We start from the raw sequence: 18958 nt of genomic DNA on the forward strand, positions 1-18958 counted from the left end.
ATAAGCCTTTCTTCCTCATATTGCAACAACTGGATAGATTGATCCATGAAATGCAAGATTGAGGCGAAGATGAACGATCTCCTGAAGATACCCTGTGTGCTCATGCGCGGCGGAACGTCTCGCGGCCCGTTTTTTCTGGCATCGGATTTGCCACGCGATCCGGCCCAACGCGATGCCGCTCTTCTGTCCATCATGGGCTCGGGTCATCCGCTTCAGATCGACGGTATCGGCGGCGGTAATCCGGTGACGTCGAAGGTCGCGATCATCGGACCGTCCAAGGTCAAGGGTGCGGACATCGATTATCTTTTCGCCCAGGTCCGCACGGATCGCCAATTGGTGGATTACTCTCCCAATTGCGGCAACATGCTTGCAGCCGTTGGTCCATTTGCCATCGAAGCCGGACTGGTGGCTGCCAAGGAGCATGACACGCTGGTTCGCATTCACAATGTGAACACCGGCAAGTTGATTGAGGCCAAGGTTCCCACCCGTGGCAGCGAGGTGATTTATATGGGCGACGCGTCGATAGACGGCGTACCCGGCCTCGCAGCACCAATTGCCTTGACCTTCGTTGACTCGGCTGGTGCCAAGACGGGCAAGCTGTTGCCGACCGGCAAGCCGATCAATGTCATCGACGGTGTCGATGTCACGGCGATCGACTGCGCCATGCCGATGGTCTTGATGCGCGCTGCCGATCTCGGCATCACGGGATACGAAGACCCTCAGCTATTGACCGCCAACCGGGCTCTGATCGATCGTATGACGGGCATCCGTATCGAGGCGGGCAAGTTGATGGGCATGGGAGATGTGTCGGATATGGTCATCCCAAAGCCTGTTCTGATCTCGCCGGCGCGCAAAGACGGAACGATGTCGGTTCGCTACTTCATGCCGAATGAATGCCATCCGGCCCTGGCCACAACCGGTGCCGTCGGCATTGCGACGGCTGCGGTTACCGGTGGCACCGTGGCATTCGAGGCGGCTGGCCAGCCCAGCGTTCCCGCACTCATCCGGATCGAGCATCCGGCAGGGCGTCTCGACGTTCAACTCGAAATGCGAAACGGCGCCATTGCGGCCGGTCTTGTCAGAACCGCGCGCCGTCTTTTCGAAGGCTTCGCTTTCGCCAAACCAGCCGCCGCCATCGAACACGCAGCATAGACAAACGCCATCACGGCACACAGCATAGAGAAAATCGGGAGGAGACCCACATGCGTAAATTCCTGCTAGCAACTGCAGCACTCTGCGCCTTCGCAGCAACCGCCAATGCCGAATCCGTCAGAATGAGCGTTGGTTCCTACAATCTCAATAACCTGCCCTTCCCTGTGGCCGCCAGCCTCGGCTACTACAAGGATGAAGGTCTGGATGTGACCACCGAGAACTTCGCCCAGGGTGGCTCCAAGGTGCTTCAAGCTCTTGTGGCCGGCTCCACGGATGTTGCAGTCGGCTTTTACGACCATACAATCCAGATGCAGTCGCAAAACAAGCACGTCGTCGGCTTCGTGATGCTGGCGCGCAATTCCGGTCTGGTCCTGGCTGGCAAAAACGACACGGACTTCGATCCGGCAAAGCCTGAAACGATCAAGGGCAAGAAGGTCGGCATCACCTCTCCGGGCTCGTCCTCCGACTTCTTCATTCGTTACTACATGAAAGAACATAAACTCAGCGATAACGACATCTCCATCATCGGCGTCGGCTCGGGCGCTGCAGCCGTTGCGGCACTTCAGCAAGGCAAGATCGACCTTCTCGTCAATTACGACCCGGCCGCTACCATCGTTGTGGAGCGCGGTCTCGGCAAGATCCTGATTGACGCGCGCAGCGATCAAGGCGCGAAAGACGTCTATGGCGGCATTTACCCCACCTCGGTCCTCTATGCGACCCAGGATTACATCGACGCTAACCCGGAAGTGATCCAGAAGGTCACAAATGCCACAGTGCGCGCGCTTCACTGGATGAAGGCGCATTCGGCTGAAGAGATCGTCGAAAAGCTGCCGGAGGATTTCGTCTCTGGCGACAAGGCGACCTACATCAAGGCTGTCGAATCCGCCAAGGCGATCTTCTCCGAAGACGGCAAGTTCGAGGCGAAGGACCTGGAAACACCGCTCGCCGTTCTGAAAAGCTTCAATGAGGCTGTGGCAAAGGCCACGATCGACCTCAACACCACCTACACCAACAAGTTCGTCGAAGCAGCCGCTTCGAAGCCCGCAAACTGAGGGTCCTTCCATGTCATCACCAGTCAGAAAGCTAACGCCGGTGGCACAGTCCGAACCTAATGCGATGGTCGCCATCGATAATGTGACGATGGCATTTGGCTCATTCACTGCCGTTCAGGATGTCAACCTCACAGTTGGCGATGGAGAATTCCTCTCCATCGTCGGGCCAACCGGCTGCGGCAAGTCCACGATCCTGAACGCGATCGCCGGCCTGTTGAAACCCGCCAAGGGATCAGTCAGCATCGATGGAACTGCGGTCAACGGCGTGCAGAACAATATCGGCTATCTCTTCCAGCAGGATGCGCTGCTTCCCTGGAAGACGGCCTATCAGAATGTCGAGCTTGGCTTGATGTTCCGCGGCGTGCCGGAAGCGGAGCGCCGTGCCAAAGTCATGGCCTGGCTCGAAAAAGTCGGCCTCAAAGGCTTCGAAAACCGCTTCCCGCACATGCTGTCCGGCGGCCAGCGCAAACGCGTGCAGATGGCCCAGGCTCTGATTACCGAGCCGAAAGTTATTTTGATGGATGAGCCTTTCTCGGCACTCGATATCCATACCCGCCATCTGATGCAGAATGAGCTTCTTCGCCTGTGGCAGGAAGATCGCCGCGCGGTCGTGATGATCACGCATGATCTGGAGGAAGCCATAGCACTTGGTGACCGCGTCGTCGTTCTGGCCGCTGGCCCGAAGAGCCGCGTAATCGAAAGCTTCCCTGTCGATCTCGAGCGTCCACGCAACGTTGCTGAAATCAAACTCGACCCGAAATTCATGACTCTGTACCGCGATATCTGGGCATCCCTGCGCGGCGAAGTGGAGAAGAGCTATGCAAGCCGTTAATATTCGCATCATTCAGGTCGTGCTGCTGGTCGCCATTCTCGGTGGATGGCAGCTTGGCGTATCGATGGGCGCCATCGACCGCTTCTTCTTCCCCGCTCCGTTTGACATCGTGACGCAGGTCGTCACCTGGATCGCTGACGCCGGCTTCTACAAGCATGTCGGCATTACTTTGAGCGAAACGGTGCTTGGCTATCTCATCGGCACCGGTCTCGGTGTGGCAGCAGGCGTCTGGCTTGGTCTTAGCCCCTTGGTTGCCCGCGTGCTCGATCCTTTCATCAAGGCTGTCAATGCCATTCCACGTGTCGTTCTGGCTCCGATCTTCGTTCTGTGGCTAGGACTTGGCCTTTGGTCGAAGGTTGCACTGGCCGTCACATTGGTCTTCTTCGTCACCTTCTTCAATGCCATGCAGGGCGTTAAGGAAGTGAACCCGGTCGTTCTGTCGAATGCCCGCATTCTCGGCGCCAAGCGCTCTGATCTTCTGCGCCACGTCTACTTCCCGGCAGCAGCAAGCTGGATCCTGTCTTCGCTGCGCACCTCCGTTGGCTTTGCGGTCGTCGGCGCCATCATTGGCGAATATCTCGGTGCGTCCGCAGGCCTCGGCTATCTGATCGCTCGCTCGGAAGGCAACTTCGATGCGGTCGGCGTCTTTGCCGGCATCATCATCCTCGCCATCTTCGTTCTCATCATCGACCTCATCCTCGATGTTGCGGAAAAGAAGATGATCACATGGCGTCCAAATGCTGCGGAAGAACGGCCAGCCTGACACGGCAACGCTTAAATAGAATTAGAGAGGGCGGTCAATTGGCCGCCCTTTTGCGTATCGGAAGCTCTAAGAATAAGCAGCGGCGACGGCCAGTTACCGAAGTCGCAGCTTAGGTCTTAGTCTGGACGTGAAATCTTATCCGCGCACTGGCACTGAGATCCGCCGCACGAGTTTCCGGCCAAACGGCGTCGAACGACACGCTCACATCGCCACAAGGTACTGGGCTCTTCCACTGGATGATCTATCCCCAGTCTCAGCGCAGAAAACGGTAATAATGACTGGATCTACCTTGGGTAGGCATGGCTTTTTCGCATCCAATCGGAACGCGACCCGCCTTCGATCCGTTGGACTGACATCAATAACCCGCCCAAGGAGGAAACATCATGAGCATCTTCAGTAAAATCAAAGACGCGATCTTCGGGTCGGCGCACGCCGAGCAAACATCGCCATCCGCCACCGAACCAACACCAGCACCTTCATCCACTCCTGAGCCCGCAGCAACCACCGCACCTCCGATTGGCGGCACCGGCCAGTCCGTTCCCTCGACCTCTGGCAGTTCCGCGCCAGTCCCCTCCGCACCCACCTCCGCCTCTTCTCAACAAGTCGACGTTGCCTCACAGCTCGACGCGGCGGTAAAGCGCAGTGGACAGCGCCTGGATTGGAAGCATTCGATTGTCGACCTGATGAAGGCGCTCGGCATGGATGCGAGCCTCGCAGAGCGCAAGGAACTGGCGCAGGAGCTCGGCTATACCGGCGAACTCAACGGCTCGCCCGAAATGAATAACTGGCTGCATAAGGCTTTGCTTAAAAAACTGTCAGAAAATGGTGGCAAGGTACCCGCAGAATTACTCGATTAATTTTTGGAACCGGATGCGCCGCTACGCATTATCATGATTGAGTGGCGTGGCGGCGCCACGGCTTGCATGTTGACCACGGATGTACTGGCGGCAGATAACAAGCGACAAGAGGTCGGTGCGAATTCGCCCCGGCCTTTTTTGTTGACTCTGTCTAGGCGAGGTCCGGGATGGTACTGCACCTAAAGGGGGAGTGACCGCAGCTTTGAGCTTCGTTGCATGGGCACCTCATGCATCGAAGGAGCGCTCAAAATCTCAGTCAACCGCTGCATTTCAGGCCAGTGCCACAGCAGGTTTGATGCGACGTGGTTATAGGCAGTCTTCTGATAGGCTGGCGCTAGAACGAAACCATGAAGGCCCGCTGATCTAAGTGCAGCTCGTTCGGCTGCATTTTTCAGAACACGGCCATCTCCAGTTATGAAGCTCCACACGAAGCCGGAAGATCGCAAGTATTCAATCCATTCTAAATCGGTTGAGTGGCGGCCGTTTGGGAGTCCTTCAAGGTTGCTAATGTGCACGGCGGAGTGGCCATAGTGGCTGATGAAGCCGTTCAGTGTTGAGGCGTATATGGGGGATGTGCAGTTATCGAAAAGAACTTTCAACTGCATCCACCATCAATTCAAGGACTGTTCAAATTCGACAGCGCGGCGCACCGACCCCTCTGGGACATCGTAGGCGATCGCAGTTTCTTCAATACCAAAATTTCCGGCGGAGGTTGCCAGGATGGCGGTGGGCACGCTGGTTACGCCGTCTATCGGCTGACCGAACGCGCGGAGGGGGTCAACCAATATATTTGCGCGCCTGCCGGCTGGGTACCAAAGGCGCGGAGACCCATCCTCATCAAAATCGACAGTCCTGAGAATAGGCTCTATGACCTCCTTGAACTCATACTGCCTGCGAAACAAGTTGAGAAGACGCTCACGCTCTACGCCATCAGCATCCTTTTCGAATACCCGCAGCAGGATGTTTCGACCATCAGTCTTAAAGCGCTCAGTCGATAAAGGGTAGTCTGCTCCCAATACCTCTCTCGCATAAACTATTGCAGCCCTGACCTGAATTGCCGAGACGCCAGCTCGGAGAAAGGCGTCAGCAACACGGATTTCCATAAGGTCACGGAAAGCTAGGGTCGTAGGGGTGCCATCTATCTGGACAGCCGGCTCCCATAGCGCGGGGTACTCGCGCCCCCTGATCGAATGACCGTTGAGCCATCTAGAAATCTTCGACGGAGCGACGTGCAAAAGCCTCCCGGCTTCTGCTGGCGTGTACAGTCCGACACCAATCAATCCACTCATCACAGTTCCTCGTTCGAGGTCCTTAGTCCCAACACGCTATTGATGTGTCAACATCGACCGCGTAGCAAATGAAATTTAATTATCCGGTGGTGGCATTGCGGGGATCAGCGGCTCTTGGATTATGACCGAACGTGATCCTCTCCCCATCCCGGCTCGGTGACCGTGTGGGTATTACCCTCTGATTTGGGGCCGCCCCCCCAATCTTCGCTCATTTTTTGTAATCGAAGAGCCCGGTTCTGTTTCCATTTTGGAGAGCGCGGAAACCAAGACAAAAGGCTTCGGAATTATCCGAAACGATGTCGGCGATACATGAGAGGATTTGAGTTGCAGGAGCTTGATTTTATTTTAAAAATAATGGTGCCCGGAGGCGGATTTGAACCACCGACACGCGGATTTTCAATCCGCTGCTCTACCAACTGAGCTATCCGGGCACTACAGGCTCTTGAAGAGCCTTCGCTTTTTTGAAAGCGCCGGGGAGTGTTCCGCCCCGGAAGTGAGCGGGGTTATAGCAGCTTGTTCGGCCATGGCAAGCGCTCAATCTAACTTTTTTGACAGTTTTTCTTCGACCCATTTTTATGTCTTGAAAACCGTTCAAACGAAGAAGGGGAGGAACGCGGCGCTCCTCGCCTTCATGCCGGGAAGTGACGCGTTAGCGCCCTCCAAAGCTTACTGTTTCGATCCCGCGGTCAGTCCCAGGGCGAAGGGGACCGCCGCTACCATTAGCGCGATCATCGGCGACGAGGCAAAAATCCGGCTCGCGAGCGAGGTGATGGCGACAGAGCGGACGACAGGCAGCCAGGTTGGCGTGTCACTCGAATTCGAGCGCGACTGTGAATGTCTCGATGCGCTCAATTTTTCGACCTCGCGGCGAACCTCGTCGAGATCGCGGCGCAGCTCGGAGATCTGTGCGCGCAATGACGCTTCTTCTGCAGGCTTCCTGCCAGGTTTCGGCGGGGGTGGGCGTCGCTCGACGGCTTGCAGCGTTTCGTCTGCCCGCTCTTCATCCAACTGGGCCAGTTCGTCCTCCAGGTCGGCCGGCTTGTCAAAACCATGGGATCGTGCGGGCGCTTTCATTCACATCTCCTTTTGGAAAATCCTTATGCTCCCTATCACGCTCGGGAGAACTCCCTCTCCAAACGCTGGAGGCGTCAAAAGGATGCAGTGGCGCCTTGAGGAAGCGCCCCGCACGAGTACAAAACAAAAAGGCGACCGGATGGCCGCCTTTTTACTGTCGTATTGGCTCGCTCACGCGGCCTTGGCAGCCTTGGCGTAAGGGTCGAAGCGACCGTAGAAGGTCTCGCCCTTGGCGGCCAGATCCTTCAAGAGCGGCGTCGGAGCAAAGCGCGGGCCGTACTCGGCCTCCAGCTTTTCTGCCAGCGCCACGAAGTTCGCCACTCCCATGCCGTCGATGTAGGACAGAGCGCCGCCGGTGTAGGGGGCAAAGCCGAAGCCGAGGATGGAGCCGACATCGGCCTCACGCGGATCGGTGACGATCCCCTCTTCCACTGTGCGGGCGGCTTCCAGCGCGACGGTGACGAGGAAGCGCTGCTTTAGCACTTCCATATCCACGTCTTCTGGCTTCTTCTGCGCATAGAGGTCCTTCAGGCCGGGCCAGAGGGACTTCTTGGCAGGCTTTGCCGGGTAGTCGTAGAAGCCCTTGGCATTCTTGCGGCCAAAGCGGCCTTCATCTTCCACCAGTTTCTTGACCAACTCCATGTGGCGAGGATCGACGGCCTTGTCTCCGAGATCGGCTGCCGTTGCCTTCAGGATCTTGTAGGAAAGGTCGATTGCCACTTCATCGTTCAGCGCCAGCGGACCGACCGGCATGCCAGCGAATTTTGCGGCGTTTTCGATCATCGTCGGCGGCACGCCTTCGATCAGCATTTCATAGCTTTCCGCCATGTAGCGCAACACGCAACGATTGACGAAGAAGCCGCGCGTGTCGTTGACGACAATCGGGGTTTTCTTGATCTTGGCGACGTAATCCAGCGCGACGGCGAGCGCCTTGTCACCGGTTTCCTTCCCGAGGATCACTTCGGTCAGCATCATCTTCTCGACGGGCGAGAAGAAGTGAATGCCGATGAAATCAACTGGGCGCCTGGAGTTCTTTGCAAGGCCGGTGATCGGCAGCGTCGAGGTATTGGAGGCAAAGATCGCGCCTTCCGGCAGAACCGCTTCCACCTGTTCGATGACGGCCTTCTTCACATCGCGGTCTTCAAAAACGGCCTCGATGACGAGGTTTGCGGTCTTCAGGGCGTTGTAATCCGACGTCGGCGTGATGCGTGCGAGAATGGCGGCACCCTCCTCCGGCGTCATCCGGCCCTTGTCAACCGAGCCCTTGACCAGGCCTTCGCAGGTCGTCTTGCCCTTGGCGGCGGCTTCGTCATCGCGGTCGATCAGCGTGACGTCGAGACCTGCCACAGCCGTGACATAAGCGATGGAGGCGCCCATGAAGCCAGCGCCGACAACGCCAACATGCTTCAGGTCGCTCTTCGGCTGACCGGCAGGGCGGCGCGCGCCCTTGCCCAGCTCCTGCATGGAGATAAACAGCGAGCGGATCATCGCGAAGGCTTCCTTCGAGCGAAGGATCTCGGTGAAGTAGCGCTGCTCGACCTTCAATGCGGTATCGAAGGGCAATTGCAGACCTTCATAGACGCATTTCAGGATAGCGAGAGCCGCCGGATAATTACCGGCGCTTTCACGGCGCAGGATCGCCGGTGCGGCTGGCCACAACTGTGCGGCCGCCGGCGTCCAGATACCGCCGCCCGGGGCCTTGAAGCCCCTCTCGTCCCAAGGGGCGACAGGCTTCAGACCATCCTTGATCATCTGCTTGGCAGACAAAATCAGCTGATCCGGCTCCACCACCTGATGCACGAGGTTCATGGCCTTGGCGCGTTGAGCGGTGAGCGACTGGCCGGTCGTCATCATCTGCAACGCCGACTGCGCATCTGTCAGGCGGGATACGCGCTGCGTGCCACCGGCGCCAGGGAAGATGCCGACCTTGACCTCAGGCAGCGCGATCTTGACGCTTTTCGCGTTCGACGCCACACGACCATGGCAAGCGAGCGACAGTTCGAATGCGCCGCCCATGCAGGTGCCGTTGATGGCGGAGACCCAGGGCTTGCCGTTGGTTTCGATCTTGCGGAAGAGACCATTCATCTTGCCGACGAGATCGAAAAGCTTCTGGGCTGCTTCATCCGGGTTTTTCGTCTTCTCCTCATGATAGAAAGAGAACATCGACTTGATCATGGAAAGATCGGCGCCGCCGGAGAAGGTGCTCTTGCCGGAGGTGAAGACCACGCCCTTTACGGCGGCATCAGCCACCGTCGCATCGACGATGGCATTCAGCTCTTCCATCACCTCAGTAGTGAAAACGTTCATGGATTTTTCCGGCATGTCCCAGGTGACAAGGGCAATGCCGTCTGTGTCGGTTTCAACTTTGAAATTGGTGTAGGTGCTCATTGTGGGATTCCTCTTCCCTGAATTCTCTTTGAGGTCAGTACAGCCAGACGGCGAGACCGAAGCAGACGAGCACAAGAACGAGGAAGACGATCAGGCCTCTGCCTTCGGCACGATAGCTCTGATTGTCTTCTCTGGTCAGGACGCGGGTCGATTGCTCGTAATCCTGCGCCATGTCCTTATCGAGATGATGGAGAAGCTGTTGCTGCTCAATCTCGTTCTTGGGTTGATCGTAGACCTCCCGCCTCATGGCTAACTCAAACCCGCTCGATAACCGTAGCAGTGCCCATGCCCGCACCGATGCAGAGCGTGACCAGCGCGGTGTTGAGATCGCGGCGTTCCAGTTCGTCGAGAACCGTGCCGAGGATCATGGCACCCGTGGCTCCCAGCGGATGACCCATGGCGATGGCGCCGCCATTGACGTTCATCTTGTCGTGGCTGATGTCGAAGGCCTGCATGTAGCGAAGAACGACGGCAGCAAAGGCTTCATTGAGTTCGAAGAGGTCGATGTCGGCAATCGACATGCCCGTCTTCTTCAGAAGCTTTTCCGTCACGTCAACGGGACCGGTCAGCATCAGCGCCGGATCGGAGCCGGTATTGGCAAAGTGTCTGATGCGCGCGCGGGGCTTGAGACCCATGCTTTCGCCGCCCGCTTTTGAGCCGACCAGAACAGCCGCTGCACCATCGACGATGCCCGACGAGTTGCCGGCGTGGTGAACGTAGTTGATCCGCTCCACTTCCGGATGCGCCATGATACCGACGGCTTCGAAGCCGCCCATTTCACCCGGCATCTGGAAGGAGGCATTCAGCGAGGCCAGCGCCTGCATGTCGGTCCCGGGACGCATATGCTCGTCGCGATCGAGAATGGTGATGCCGTTCTGATCCTTTACGGGAATGACGGAATTCTTGAAGTAGCCGTTCTCCCAGGCATGCGCCGCACGCTTCTGGCTCTCCACCGCATAGGCATCCACGTCGTCGCGCGAGAAGCCGTATTTCGTGGCAATCAGATCGGCCGAGACGCCCTGCGGCATGAAATAGGCCGGGAAGTTGACCGACGGGTCCATGTACCAGGCACCGCCCGACATGCCCATGCCGACGCGCGACATGCTTTCCACGCCGCCTGCGATGACGATTTCGTCCGATCCTGCGGCAACCTTGCCGGCGGCGAAGTTGACGGCGTCGAGACCGGAGGCGCAGAAGCGCGAGATCTGCATGCCCGGTGCCTTGGTGGAGTAACCAGCCTCAAACGCTGCGGCCTTCGGAATGACGGCACCGGCATCCATGACCGGATCGACGCAGCCCATGATGATGTCATCAACGGTCGCGGTGTCGAGCCCGTTGCGGTCGCGGATTGCTTCCAGCGTCTTGGCGGCAAGGCGAACGGACGGCACCTCATGCAGGCTGCCATCCTTCTTGCCGCGTCCGCGCGGGGTGCGGACGTGGTCATAAATAAAAACGTCGGTCATATCTCATCTCCCTGTGGCAGGTGACTGCCTGAAAATTGTTGGAGGCCGCATGCGGCCTCCTTCGTCTGCCTCAGAATGCTTCGGCAGCAAGTTCCATCATCGTATCGCAACCAGCTTCGATGCGGGTCTTGCGCAGCACCGTTTCCGGCATCAAACGCTCCATGAAGAACTTTGCCGTGATAAGCTTGGCCCTCAGGAAGTCCTCGTCAGACGAGCCGGCGGCAAGCTGAGCCTGCGCTGCCTTGGCCATACGGGCATGCATGTAACCCAGCACGACCAGACCGAAGAGATGCATATAATCTGTGGAGCCGGCACCAGCATTGTCGGGCTTTGCCATGGCATTCTGCATGAACCACATGGTTGCAGCCTGCAGATCGTTCAAGCCCTTCTTCAGGCCCTTGGTGTAGACGACCAGATTTTCGTCCGCACGGTTTTCTTCGCAGAAATCGCCGATTTCCTTGAACAGCGCCATCACGGCGCGGCCACCATTGAGACCAAGCTTGCGACCAACAAGATCGAGCGCCTGGATGCCGTTGGCACCCTCGTAAATCATGGTAATGCGGGCGTCGCGCACATACTGGCTCATGCCCCATTCTTCGATATAGCCGTGACCGCCATAGACCTGTTGAGCGGCAACTGCGTGGTCGAAGCCCTTGTCGGTCAACACACCTTTGACGATCGGGGTGACGAGGCCGAGCAGGTCGTCTGCCGCCTGGCGTGCCGCCTCGTCGGTCGAACGATGTGCAATGTCCGATTGCAGTGCGGTCCAAAGCAGGAAGGCGCGGCCGGCTTCGTTATAGGCGCGGATCGTCAACAGCGAACGACGGATATCGGAGTGAACGATGATCGGGTCCGCCTTCTTGTCCGGATGCTTGGCACCGGAGAGCGAACGGCCCTGAATACGATCGCGGGCGTAGTTTGCAGCGTTCTGGTAGGCGATCTCGCCGATGGAAAGACCCTGCAGACCGACGCCGAGGCGCGCCTCGTTCATCATAACGAACATGGCCGAAAGGCCCTTGTTTTCCGCGCCGATGAGGTAGCCGGTTGCATCGTCATAGTTCATCACGCAAGTTGCATTGCCGTGAATGCCCATCTTGTGCTCGATCGCACCACAGACGACACCGTTGCGCTCGCCAAGCGAGCCATCGGCGTTGACCAGGAACTTCGGCACGATGAAGAGCGAAATGCCCTTGGTTCCTTCCGGTGCTCCCTCGATGCGGGCCAGCACCAGATGGACGATGTTGCCCGTCATGGAATGCTCGCCAGCCGAGATGAAGATCTTCTGACCGGAAATCTTGTAGGTACCGTCACCCTGCGGCACGGCCTTGGTGCGCAGCAGGCCGAGATCGGTACCGCAATGCGGCTCTGTCAGGTTCATGGTGCCGGACCATGTGCCGGCCACCATGTTGGGCAGATAGGTTTGCTTCTGTTCATCCGTGCCGTGAACGAGGATTGCCGCAATCGCGCCCTGCGTCAGGCCGGGATACATCATCAGCGACAGGTTGGCGGACGACATGAATTCGCCGACGGCGGCGTGCAGCGTGTAGGGCAGCCCCTGCCCGCCATACTCGGCAGGCACGGCCAGACCGCTCCAGCCGCCTTCACAGTACGCGTCATAAGCCTGCTTGAAGCCATCCGGCACGGACACAGTGCCGTCTTCGGCGCGCTTGCAACCTTGCTGGTCACCGGACAAGTTTAGTGGGAAAAGCTGCTCTTCAGCAAGCTTCGCAGCCTCACCAGTGATCGCCTCGATCATGTCGGGCGTGGCATCTTCGAAGCCGGGTAAGTTGTTGTAGCGCTCCAGACCCAGAACGTCGTTGAGAATGAAAAGAGTGTCCTTAACAGGAGCCTTGTAAACAGGCATTACCGATGTTCCTCCGCATCGCTCGCCGGACCGCATCCGGCCTTAAGATGACGTCACAATATTTGACGTGCGCGTAAACGTCAAATAACTTTGACGAGAATTTTCTGCATGCTGCACCACACAATCTCTTTGTGTATTTCTGATCAAGCCTCGCGCAAGGATAGACGTGAAGAAAGTATTAAAACGGCAATACTCGATTAACTTTTTATTAACCATAGATGGGCGATTGTCCTGTTCTATGGGGCTGCTTCGTTAAGGGCAGCCTTGGCGGCACGCACGACATATCTCACTCTCCACATCGACCGGCACGGCCGACAGGTGAAGAGAGAGACGGAAAATACGAAGTGAGCAGGAAGATGAGCGGATTGCGATCGAATTCCCGAGGACAGAATGACAGATCGTCGCTGGACGCGCTCAATCGCACCATCGAAGGTCTGGAAGCACGGCTGGAAGATCTGCTGGGTGGCCAGGCCGAGAGAACCCGTCGCGAACAGCCAACCGAACGCCTTGCCGAGCGCCCGCCCCTAGCCTCGCGCACGCCGCGCCAGCCAGAACATCGCCGCTTCGACCCGGTGGATGAAATCCGCAGGCGTCAGCAGGCGCTCGATGACCGCTGGGAGCGGGAGGAATTTGAGGCGCCTCGCTCCACCCGCAGCATGGTGCAACCTGAGCAGCGCCGCTACGACGAGCAGGACTATCGCGCCTCTACCGCCATTCCCGCCTATCGGGACCGTCCCGCCCCGCAGATGGAAACCTCCCGCGTGGAGCGTTCTCGGTCAACACGTGCGCCCGCTTCCGCGCCATCCTACGCATCCCCACCCCATGATGGCCAAGGCGACGCGGCACTGCGCGAAGTCGCCGAAGCGCTGGTCAATCTGCGGCAGGAATTGAAGAACGAGATTTCTCAGGGGGTCTCCCGGGAAATGCAGGTGCTGCGCACCGAGTTGCGCAACATCCGTTCTTTTGCGGAAAACCAGGACTTCGCCGAAGACATCCGCGACGACGTCGCCCGGCTTGCCGCAAGCATCAATCGTCTTGGCCACAGCACCGGACCGGATGCGCAAGCTCTGCGGTCCGAGTTTGAAGAGCTGCGTGCGCTGGTAGAGCAAATGGCTCGCCAGGACAGCATGCAAAAGATGGAACGTCGCTGGGACGAGGTCGAAGATACCTTGCGCAGCTTCGATACCGCTCCGCTCAAAGAAGAGATCGTTGCACTCGCCTATCGGCTCGACGACATCAAGAGCGAGATCGGCAATGCACATGGCAGTCCGGCCATTCGCGCGCTCGAAGACAAGCTCATCACGATTGCCGGCTTCGTCGAGCAACTGGGCCGCCGCATCCAGCCGAACGAAGAGGTCTTTTCCGAACACTTCTCCGATCTCGACCAGCGTCTGGACGAGATCAGCCGTGCCATCGCCGCCACCAACAATCGTGCGTCCCACGCCGTCGACACTGCGGTGGCGGAGCGTCTGGAAGAGCGTCTCACCGGTCTGTCGCGCCAACTCGACCAGTTGAAAGATATATCCGAGCGCAAGGACAAGCCATCGGAAGCACTAACCGGCCGCCTGGACGCGCTTGCGAGCCGCATCGAGGAACTGGCATCGGACCGGCACATTTCGAAACTGGACGAAAGGCTGGATCAGCTTTCCGCCTATCTGGAGCAGTCACAGCGCACGCCCGTCCAGCCGGAACTCACATCTTTCCTCACCGATATTTCCAAGAAGATCGATCTTCTTGGAAATGGCGCTGTCAACGACAAGCTGGCCGAGCGGCTGGACAAGATCGCACGACGCATCGAGGATATCGACGCACGTCCGGCATCGGGCAAGACCGCAGCTTACGATTCCGCATTCCTTCGCCTGGAAGAGCGTCTCGGCAAGATCGCCGCCAAGCTCGACGAAACCTCCCGCTCGAGCAATACTGATCCCGACGCGATTGCCAGCCTGGAAAGCCATATCGCCAATCTGTCCTCGATGCTGAACGAGCAGAGCCACATTCAACCCGTCGGCTTGCCGCCGGAGTTTGATGCTCGCATGAGCGCGATCGAAGACTATATGGCGTCCAACGACGAATACATTATCGAGGCCGCACGTCAGGCGGCAGAAGCGGTACTGGAGGCGCATACGCGCAACAATCTGGCCCAGACGGCAAGCCCTGCCGACATGGTCCTGCTTTCGGAACTTGCCAACGACCTGCGCAAGCTGGAGGGCCTGAGCCGCAATACAGACGAGCGTACGCACCGCACTTTTGAAGCTCTGCACGAAACGTTGCTGCAGATAGCCAGCCGCCTCGATGTGCTGGATCAGCGCCACACGCAGGGGCAAGGGCCCGAGCACAGCAAACGTGTGCTTGCTCGAGAGCCTGAGTTCGCCCCTGCACAAGAAGAAGATGCAGCTGCCGAGAGCATTCGCATGCCCTTTGCCAGCTTTCATGAGGAGAGCCTGGATTCGCTAGCCTACGCGCAGGTTTCGTCGGCCCTCACGCCCCAGTATGCCAGCAACGGCGCTCTGCCGCCACTGGCCGTCAGCGAGCCGGAAGCGCAGGAAAAACGCGGCCTGCTCGCCAGCCTGACGCGCCGCTTCAAGTCCAGCGCCGCCAAGACCGATAAAGACGCGTCCGCTGCAACGGCGCGCACAACGGTGAACCCGGCGCCTGCGCTGGATCCGATCGACACCCTTTCGTCCGAGGACGACAACGAGCTTCTGGAGCCAGGCTCCGGCGCGCCGGATGTCAAAAAAATCCTCGAGCGTGTTCGAGCCAGCCAGAACGCAGCACGCGCAGGTGAGACGGATGGCGACAGCCGCGCCGATTTCATCGCCGCTGCACGCCGCGCGGCACAGGCTGCCGCACTGGAGACCATGCCTGAAAGAGCAACGGGCTCGGGAGTTGCAAGACATGGCCGCAGCGCCGAGAACGGCTCCATGCTGGCGCGTTATCGCCGCCCGCTGCTGCTTGGCATCGGCGCCATTCTTCTGGCAATGATGGCCATGCCGATGGTGAAGTCGCTTGTCGGTACCGAGACGCCGCCAGCTCAACGGATTACCACAGGCGCGAGCGCTGACAGCAGCCAACCCAATCTCGCACCGATGCAACTGCCAGCAATGGGCGATCAGGCCGTCACACTTCCGTCCACCGACAAGGTCGATCCAACAGAGCAGGCACAGGCCGACCGTATGCAGGCCGCGGCCGATAGTAAGGGCAACGTGATCGATACGCGCACGATCGGCGGCGCGCCCCTTCCGGAAGACGAACCCTCCCTGAATGTTCCTCCGCCAGGCGCCGGTTCCAGCCTCGTCGAGCAGGCCGAGCCTGAGACCAAGCCCGAAGACATCATTCGTAATGCCGAGATTGATCAGCCGACAGCCCCGGCGCAAAGCACGGCAGAGACCATTGCCGTGCCCTCCGGCATCACGCCTGCCTCCCTTTCAGAAGCGGCAGGCAGAGGCGACCCGCTGGCGCTCTTTGAAGTCGCTGTGCGCTATACCGACGGTAACGGTGTTCAGGCCGATCGTGCCGAAGCCGCCAAGTGGTACAAGCTCGCGGCTGATCGCGGCTTCGCACCGGCTCAGTATCGTCTTGGCAACATGTACGAAAAGGCAAATGGCGTCGAACGCAATCTGCCGGAAGCCAAGCGCTATTATGAGATGGCGGCTCGTCAGGGCAATGCAGGCGCGATGCACAACCTTGCCGTTCTTCTGACCTCCGACGTGGCAGGCCAACCGGATTACAAGGCCGCGGCTGACTGGTTCATCAAGGCCTCCGATCTCGGCGTGCGCGACAGCCAGTTCAACCTCGCCATTCTTTATGCGCGCGGCAGCGGTGTCCCGCAAAGCCTGGAAGACTCGTATAAGTGGTTTGCCATTGCAGCCCGCGATGGTGACGCCGACGCAGCTCAGAAGCGCGAAGATGTCGCAAAGGCGATGAAGCCGGAACAGCTTGCCAGCGCAAAGGCGAAGGTCGAGGCGTGGAAGGTCACGCCGCTCGACGAAGAGGCGAATTCCGTCAACGTCCCCGACGAATGGACCAGTGCCGGCGGTGTGAAGACTTCTTCGGTCGACATGGAGAAGGCGATCCGCAACATTCAGGCCATTCTCAACAATAACGGCTTCAAGGCAGGCCCGCCGGATGGCAAGCTTGGCAAGACGACGGTCGCGGCCATCCGCGAATTCCAGAAGTCCGTCGGCCAGACGCCGGACGGTCGCATCACCGACGAACTGGTGACGGCCCTCCTGGCCCGCAACAAGTAACTAACCTCTGGCGCCCATCAAAAAAGGCCTGGAACGACATCTTCGTTCCGGGCCTTCGTTCTTTTCAAATTATCAACGTATTTGCCGTTGAATGATTGACAGGTCGTGGCCTGCCGGGCATGACGAACGAGGGGCTCAAAGCCCTCTTTCAGACAGAAATTCGAAATGGCGGACAGGTGGCCTTGCGCGCACCGGGCCGCCCGGAACTATTGCCCGAGGTCCGATTGTGACTGTCTACCTGCCCATTGCGGAATTGTCGGTGAATATCTTCATCATCCTCGGCATGGGCGCTGCTGTCGGCTTTTTATCCGGCATGTTCGGGGTCGGCGGCGGGTTTCTCATCACGCCTCTGCTGATTTTCTACAACATACCCCCGGTTGTCGCCGTCGCAACGGGCGCAAACCAAGTCGTGGCGTCCTCCGTGTCCGGCTCGATTACCCATTTTCGTCGTGGCACACTGGATGTGAAGCTCGGCTTCATGCTTCTGATCGGCGGCCTATGCGGCGCCACTATCGGCGTCTGGCTTTTCACGCTTTTACGCAGCATCGGTCAGCTCGATCTGATCATTTCGCTCCTTTACGTCATTCTTCTTTCCACCGTCGGCGGATTGATGCTGAAGGAGAGCATTTCCGCCATCCGCCGCACGGCACGCAATGAGACGATTCCGCTGCGCCGTCCCGGCCATCACAACTGGGTCCATCGTCTGCCGTTAAAGATGCGCTTCAAGAAATCGAAGCTCTATCTCAGCGTCATTCCCATCATCGCACTTGGCTTCGGTATTGGTATTCTCACCTCCGTCATGGGCGTCGGCGGCGGCTTTATCATGGTACCTGCCATGATCTATCTGTTGCGCATTCCGACCAACGTCGTCGTCGGAACCTCGCTGTTTCAGATCATATTCGTCACGGCCTACACGACCATCGTGCAAGCGGCGACCAACTATTCCGTCGATATCGTTCTGGCGTTCATCCTGATGCTGGCTGGCGTCGTCGGCGCGCAATATGGCGTGCGCGTCGGCCAGAAACTGCGCGGCGAACAGCTTCGCGCTTTGCTGGCGCTTTTGGTTCTAGCGGTCGGCATCCGTCTTGCGATCGGCCTCGTATTGCACCCCGACGATCTTTTTTCCGTCGCGTCGGGGGGGCTCGGCTATTGATCCGCGCCGCTCTTTTCGCATCACTCCTGATTTTCTGCGTCGGCACCGCGCTGGCGCAGACGCCGCCGCTTGCGGTATCTCCCGACGCTCAAGGCAAGTCACGGACGCTCCAGGAAAATATCGAGATCGGCGCTTCGACCTCGGAAATCTCGATTGCATCGGATTTTCGCGGTGCTGATTTCACGATGTTCGGCGCGCTCAACAACGCCGATCAGTTGCTGCTCGCCATCGGCCAGTATGACATTGTGGTGACGCTGGAAGGTCCGAACGAATATACGACGGTCCGCAAGAAGAGCCGCGTGGCGGGCATCTGGATCAATACCAGCGCTATCACTTTCGCACCGCTGCCTGAATCCTATTCCATGGCCAGCACCCGCAACATCAACGACATCGCCTCGCCCGGCACATTGAAGGCGATGGGCCTGGGTGTCGAGCATCTTCCGCTGAACAGTGCGGTGTTTTCCGGCGTGCCGGATAATGTCTATGATTTTCAGGAAGCCTTTCGCCGCCTGAAGCTTTCCAGCGGCATCTATCGCAACGACACGACGGGTGTGCGACTTGAACGCACCGGGCTCTTCTGGGCAACGCTGCGTCTACCCGCCAATGTGCCGAATGGCGTCCACACTGCCAGAGCCTATCTGTTCAAGAGTGGCATGCCGGTTGCCCAACGCGAGCTCAAGCTGCGCGTGGTAAAAACCGGCATGGAGCAGGCGATCACCAATGCCGCGCATCAGACACCGGTCGTCTATGGTATTCTCTGTGTGCTGATCGCCGTGATTACCGGCTGGGGCGCGAGCCTGCTGTTTCGCCGCGACTGAGCTATC

At 58.6% G+C, this 18958-nt stretch carries 15 protein-coding genes and 1 tRNA gene; 8 read left to right on the forward strand and 8 right to left on the reverse strand.

Annotated features, from left to right (window positions below; all coding sequences use genetic code 11):
• Positions 1 to 69: 69 nt before the first annotated feature.
• From QZ862_RS19510 to QZ862_RS19530, 5 genes are all read left to right on the forward strand, one after another.
• The gene (locus QZ862_RS19510) at positions 70 to 1152 is read left to right on the forward strand and encodes a 4-oxalomesaconate tautomerase (RefSeq protein WP_296101657.1); all 1083 of its coding nucleotides are present in this window, start codon (positions 70 to 72) and stop codon (positions 1150 to 1152) included.
• Positions 1153 to 1202: 50 nt separating this feature from the next.
• Positions 1203 to 2204 carry an ABC transporter substrate-binding protein gene (locus QZ862_RS19515; RefSeq protein ID WP_194286757.1) on the forward strand — a complete coding sequence of 334 codons (1002 nt, stop codon included), beginning with the start codon at positions 1203 to 1205 and terminating at the stop codon, positions 2202 to 2204.
• A 10-nt stretch (positions 2205 to 2214) separates the two neighbouring features.
• Positions 2215 to 3036, forward strand: a complete 822-nt coding sequence (locus tag QZ862_RS19520; RefSeq protein WP_296101457.1) for an ABC transporter ATP-binding protein — start codon at positions 2215 to 2217, stop codon at positions 3034 to 3036.
• Complete coding sequence (locus tag QZ862_RS19525; RefSeq protein WP_296101458.1) at positions 3023 to 3799, forward strand: ABC transporter permease; 777 nt, start codon at positions 3023 to 3025, stop codon at positions 3797 to 3799. Before QZ862_RS19520 ends, QZ862_RS19525 begins: the two co-directional genes overlap by 14 nt.
• Before the next feature lie 383 nt (positions 3800 to 4182).
• Positions 4183 to 4656 carry a DUF3597 domain-containing protein gene (locus tag QZ862_RS19530; protein WP_296101459.1) on the forward strand — a complete coding sequence of 158 codons (474 nt, stop codon included), beginning with the start codon at positions 4183 to 4185 and terminating at the stop codon, positions 4654 to 4656.
• 179 nt (positions 4657 to 4835) lie between these two features.
• On the opposite strand, the gene QZ862_RS19535 is transcribed toward QZ862_RS19530, so the two are convergent.
• The 8 genes from QZ862_RS19535 to QZ862_RS19570 all read right to left on the reverse strand — a co-directional run bounded on the left by QZ862_RS19535 (position 4836) and on the right by QZ862_RS19570 (position 12734).
• Positions 4836 to 5261 carry a hypothetical protein gene (locus QZ862_RS19535; RefSeq protein WP_296077792.1) on the reverse strand — a complete coding sequence of 142 codons (426 nt, stop codon included), beginning with the start codon at positions 5259 to 5261 and terminating at the stop codon, positions 4836 to 4838.
• A gap of 6 nt (positions 5262 to 5267) precedes the next feature.
• Positions 5268 to 5945 (reverse strand): hypothetical protein, encoded by a 678-nt coding sequence (locus tag QZ862_RS19540; protein WP_296077791.1) that lies wholly within the window; start codon positions 5943 to 5945, stop codon positions 5268 to 5270.
• Positions 5946 to 6300: 355 nt separating this feature from the next.
• Positions 6301 to 6376: transfer RNA gene (locus QZ862_RS19545), tRNA-Phe, on the reverse strand.
• A gap of 235 nt (positions 6377 to 6611) precedes the next feature.
• A complete protein-coding gene (locus QZ862_RS19550) occupies positions 6612 to 7019 on the reverse strand; it encodes a hypothetical protein (RefSeq protein ID WP_296101460.1) in 408 nt (135 codons plus the stop codon).
• 171 nt (positions 7020 to 7190) lie between these two features.
• The gene (locus QZ862_RS19555; protein WP_296101461.1) at positions 7191 to 9407 is read right to left on the reverse strand and encodes an FAD-dependent oxidoreductase; all 2217 of its coding nucleotides are present in this window, start codon (positions 9405 to 9407) and stop codon (positions 7191 to 7193) included.
• 34 nt (positions 9408 to 9441) lie between these two features.
• Entirely contained in the window at positions 9442 to 9654 is a 213-nt protein-coding gene (locus QZ862_RS19560; protein WP_296101462.1) for a hypothetical protein, read from the reverse strand.
• Positions 9655 to 9661: 7 nt separating this feature from the next.
• Positions 9662 to 10870 (reverse strand): acetyl-CoA C-acetyltransferase, encoded by a 1209-nt coding sequence (locus QZ862_RS19565; RefSeq protein WP_296101464.1) that lies wholly within the window; start codon positions 10868 to 10870, stop codon positions 9662 to 9664.
• 70 nt (positions 10871 to 10940) lie between these two features.
• Positions 10941 to 12734 carry an acyl-CoA dehydrogenase C-terminal domain-containing protein gene (locus tag QZ862_RS19570; protein ID WP_296101465.1) on the reverse strand — a complete coding sequence of 598 codons (1794 nt, stop codon included), beginning with the start codon at positions 12732 to 12734 and terminating at the stop codon, positions 10941 to 10943.
• Between the two features lie 356 nt (positions 12735 to 13090).
• Here QZ862_RS19570 and QZ862_RS19575 point away from each other — a divergent pair, with 356 nt between their 5' ends.
• The 3 genes from QZ862_RS19575 (at position 13091) to QZ862_RS19585 (ending at position 18952) form a co-directional block, all read left to right on the forward strand.
• Complete coding sequence (locus tag QZ862_RS19575; RefSeq protein WP_296101466.1) at positions 13091 to 16981, forward strand: peptidoglycan-binding protein; 3891 nt, start codon at positions 13091 to 13093, stop codon at positions 16979 to 16981.
• A gap of 226 nt (positions 16982 to 17207) precedes the next feature.
• Entirely contained in the window at positions 17208 to 18134 is a 927-nt protein-coding gene (locus QZ862_RS19580) for a sulfite exporter TauE/SafE family protein (protein ID WP_296101467.1), read from the forward strand.
• The gene (locus QZ862_RS19585) at positions 18131 to 18952 is read left to right on the forward strand and encodes a TIGR02186 family protein (RefSeq protein ID WP_296075321.1); all 822 of its coding nucleotides are present in this window, start codon (positions 18131 to 18133) and stop codon (positions 18950 to 18952) included. Before QZ862_RS19580 ends, QZ862_RS19585 begins: the two co-directional genes overlap by 4 nt.
• Positions 18953 to 18958: the final 6 nt, after the last annotated feature.

The sequence above is a fragment of the uncultured Agrobacterium sp. genome (assembly GCA_913777615.1).
Taxonomy (GTDB): Bacteria; Pseudomonadota; Alphaproteobacteria; order Rhizobiales; family Rhizobiaceae; genus Agrobacterium.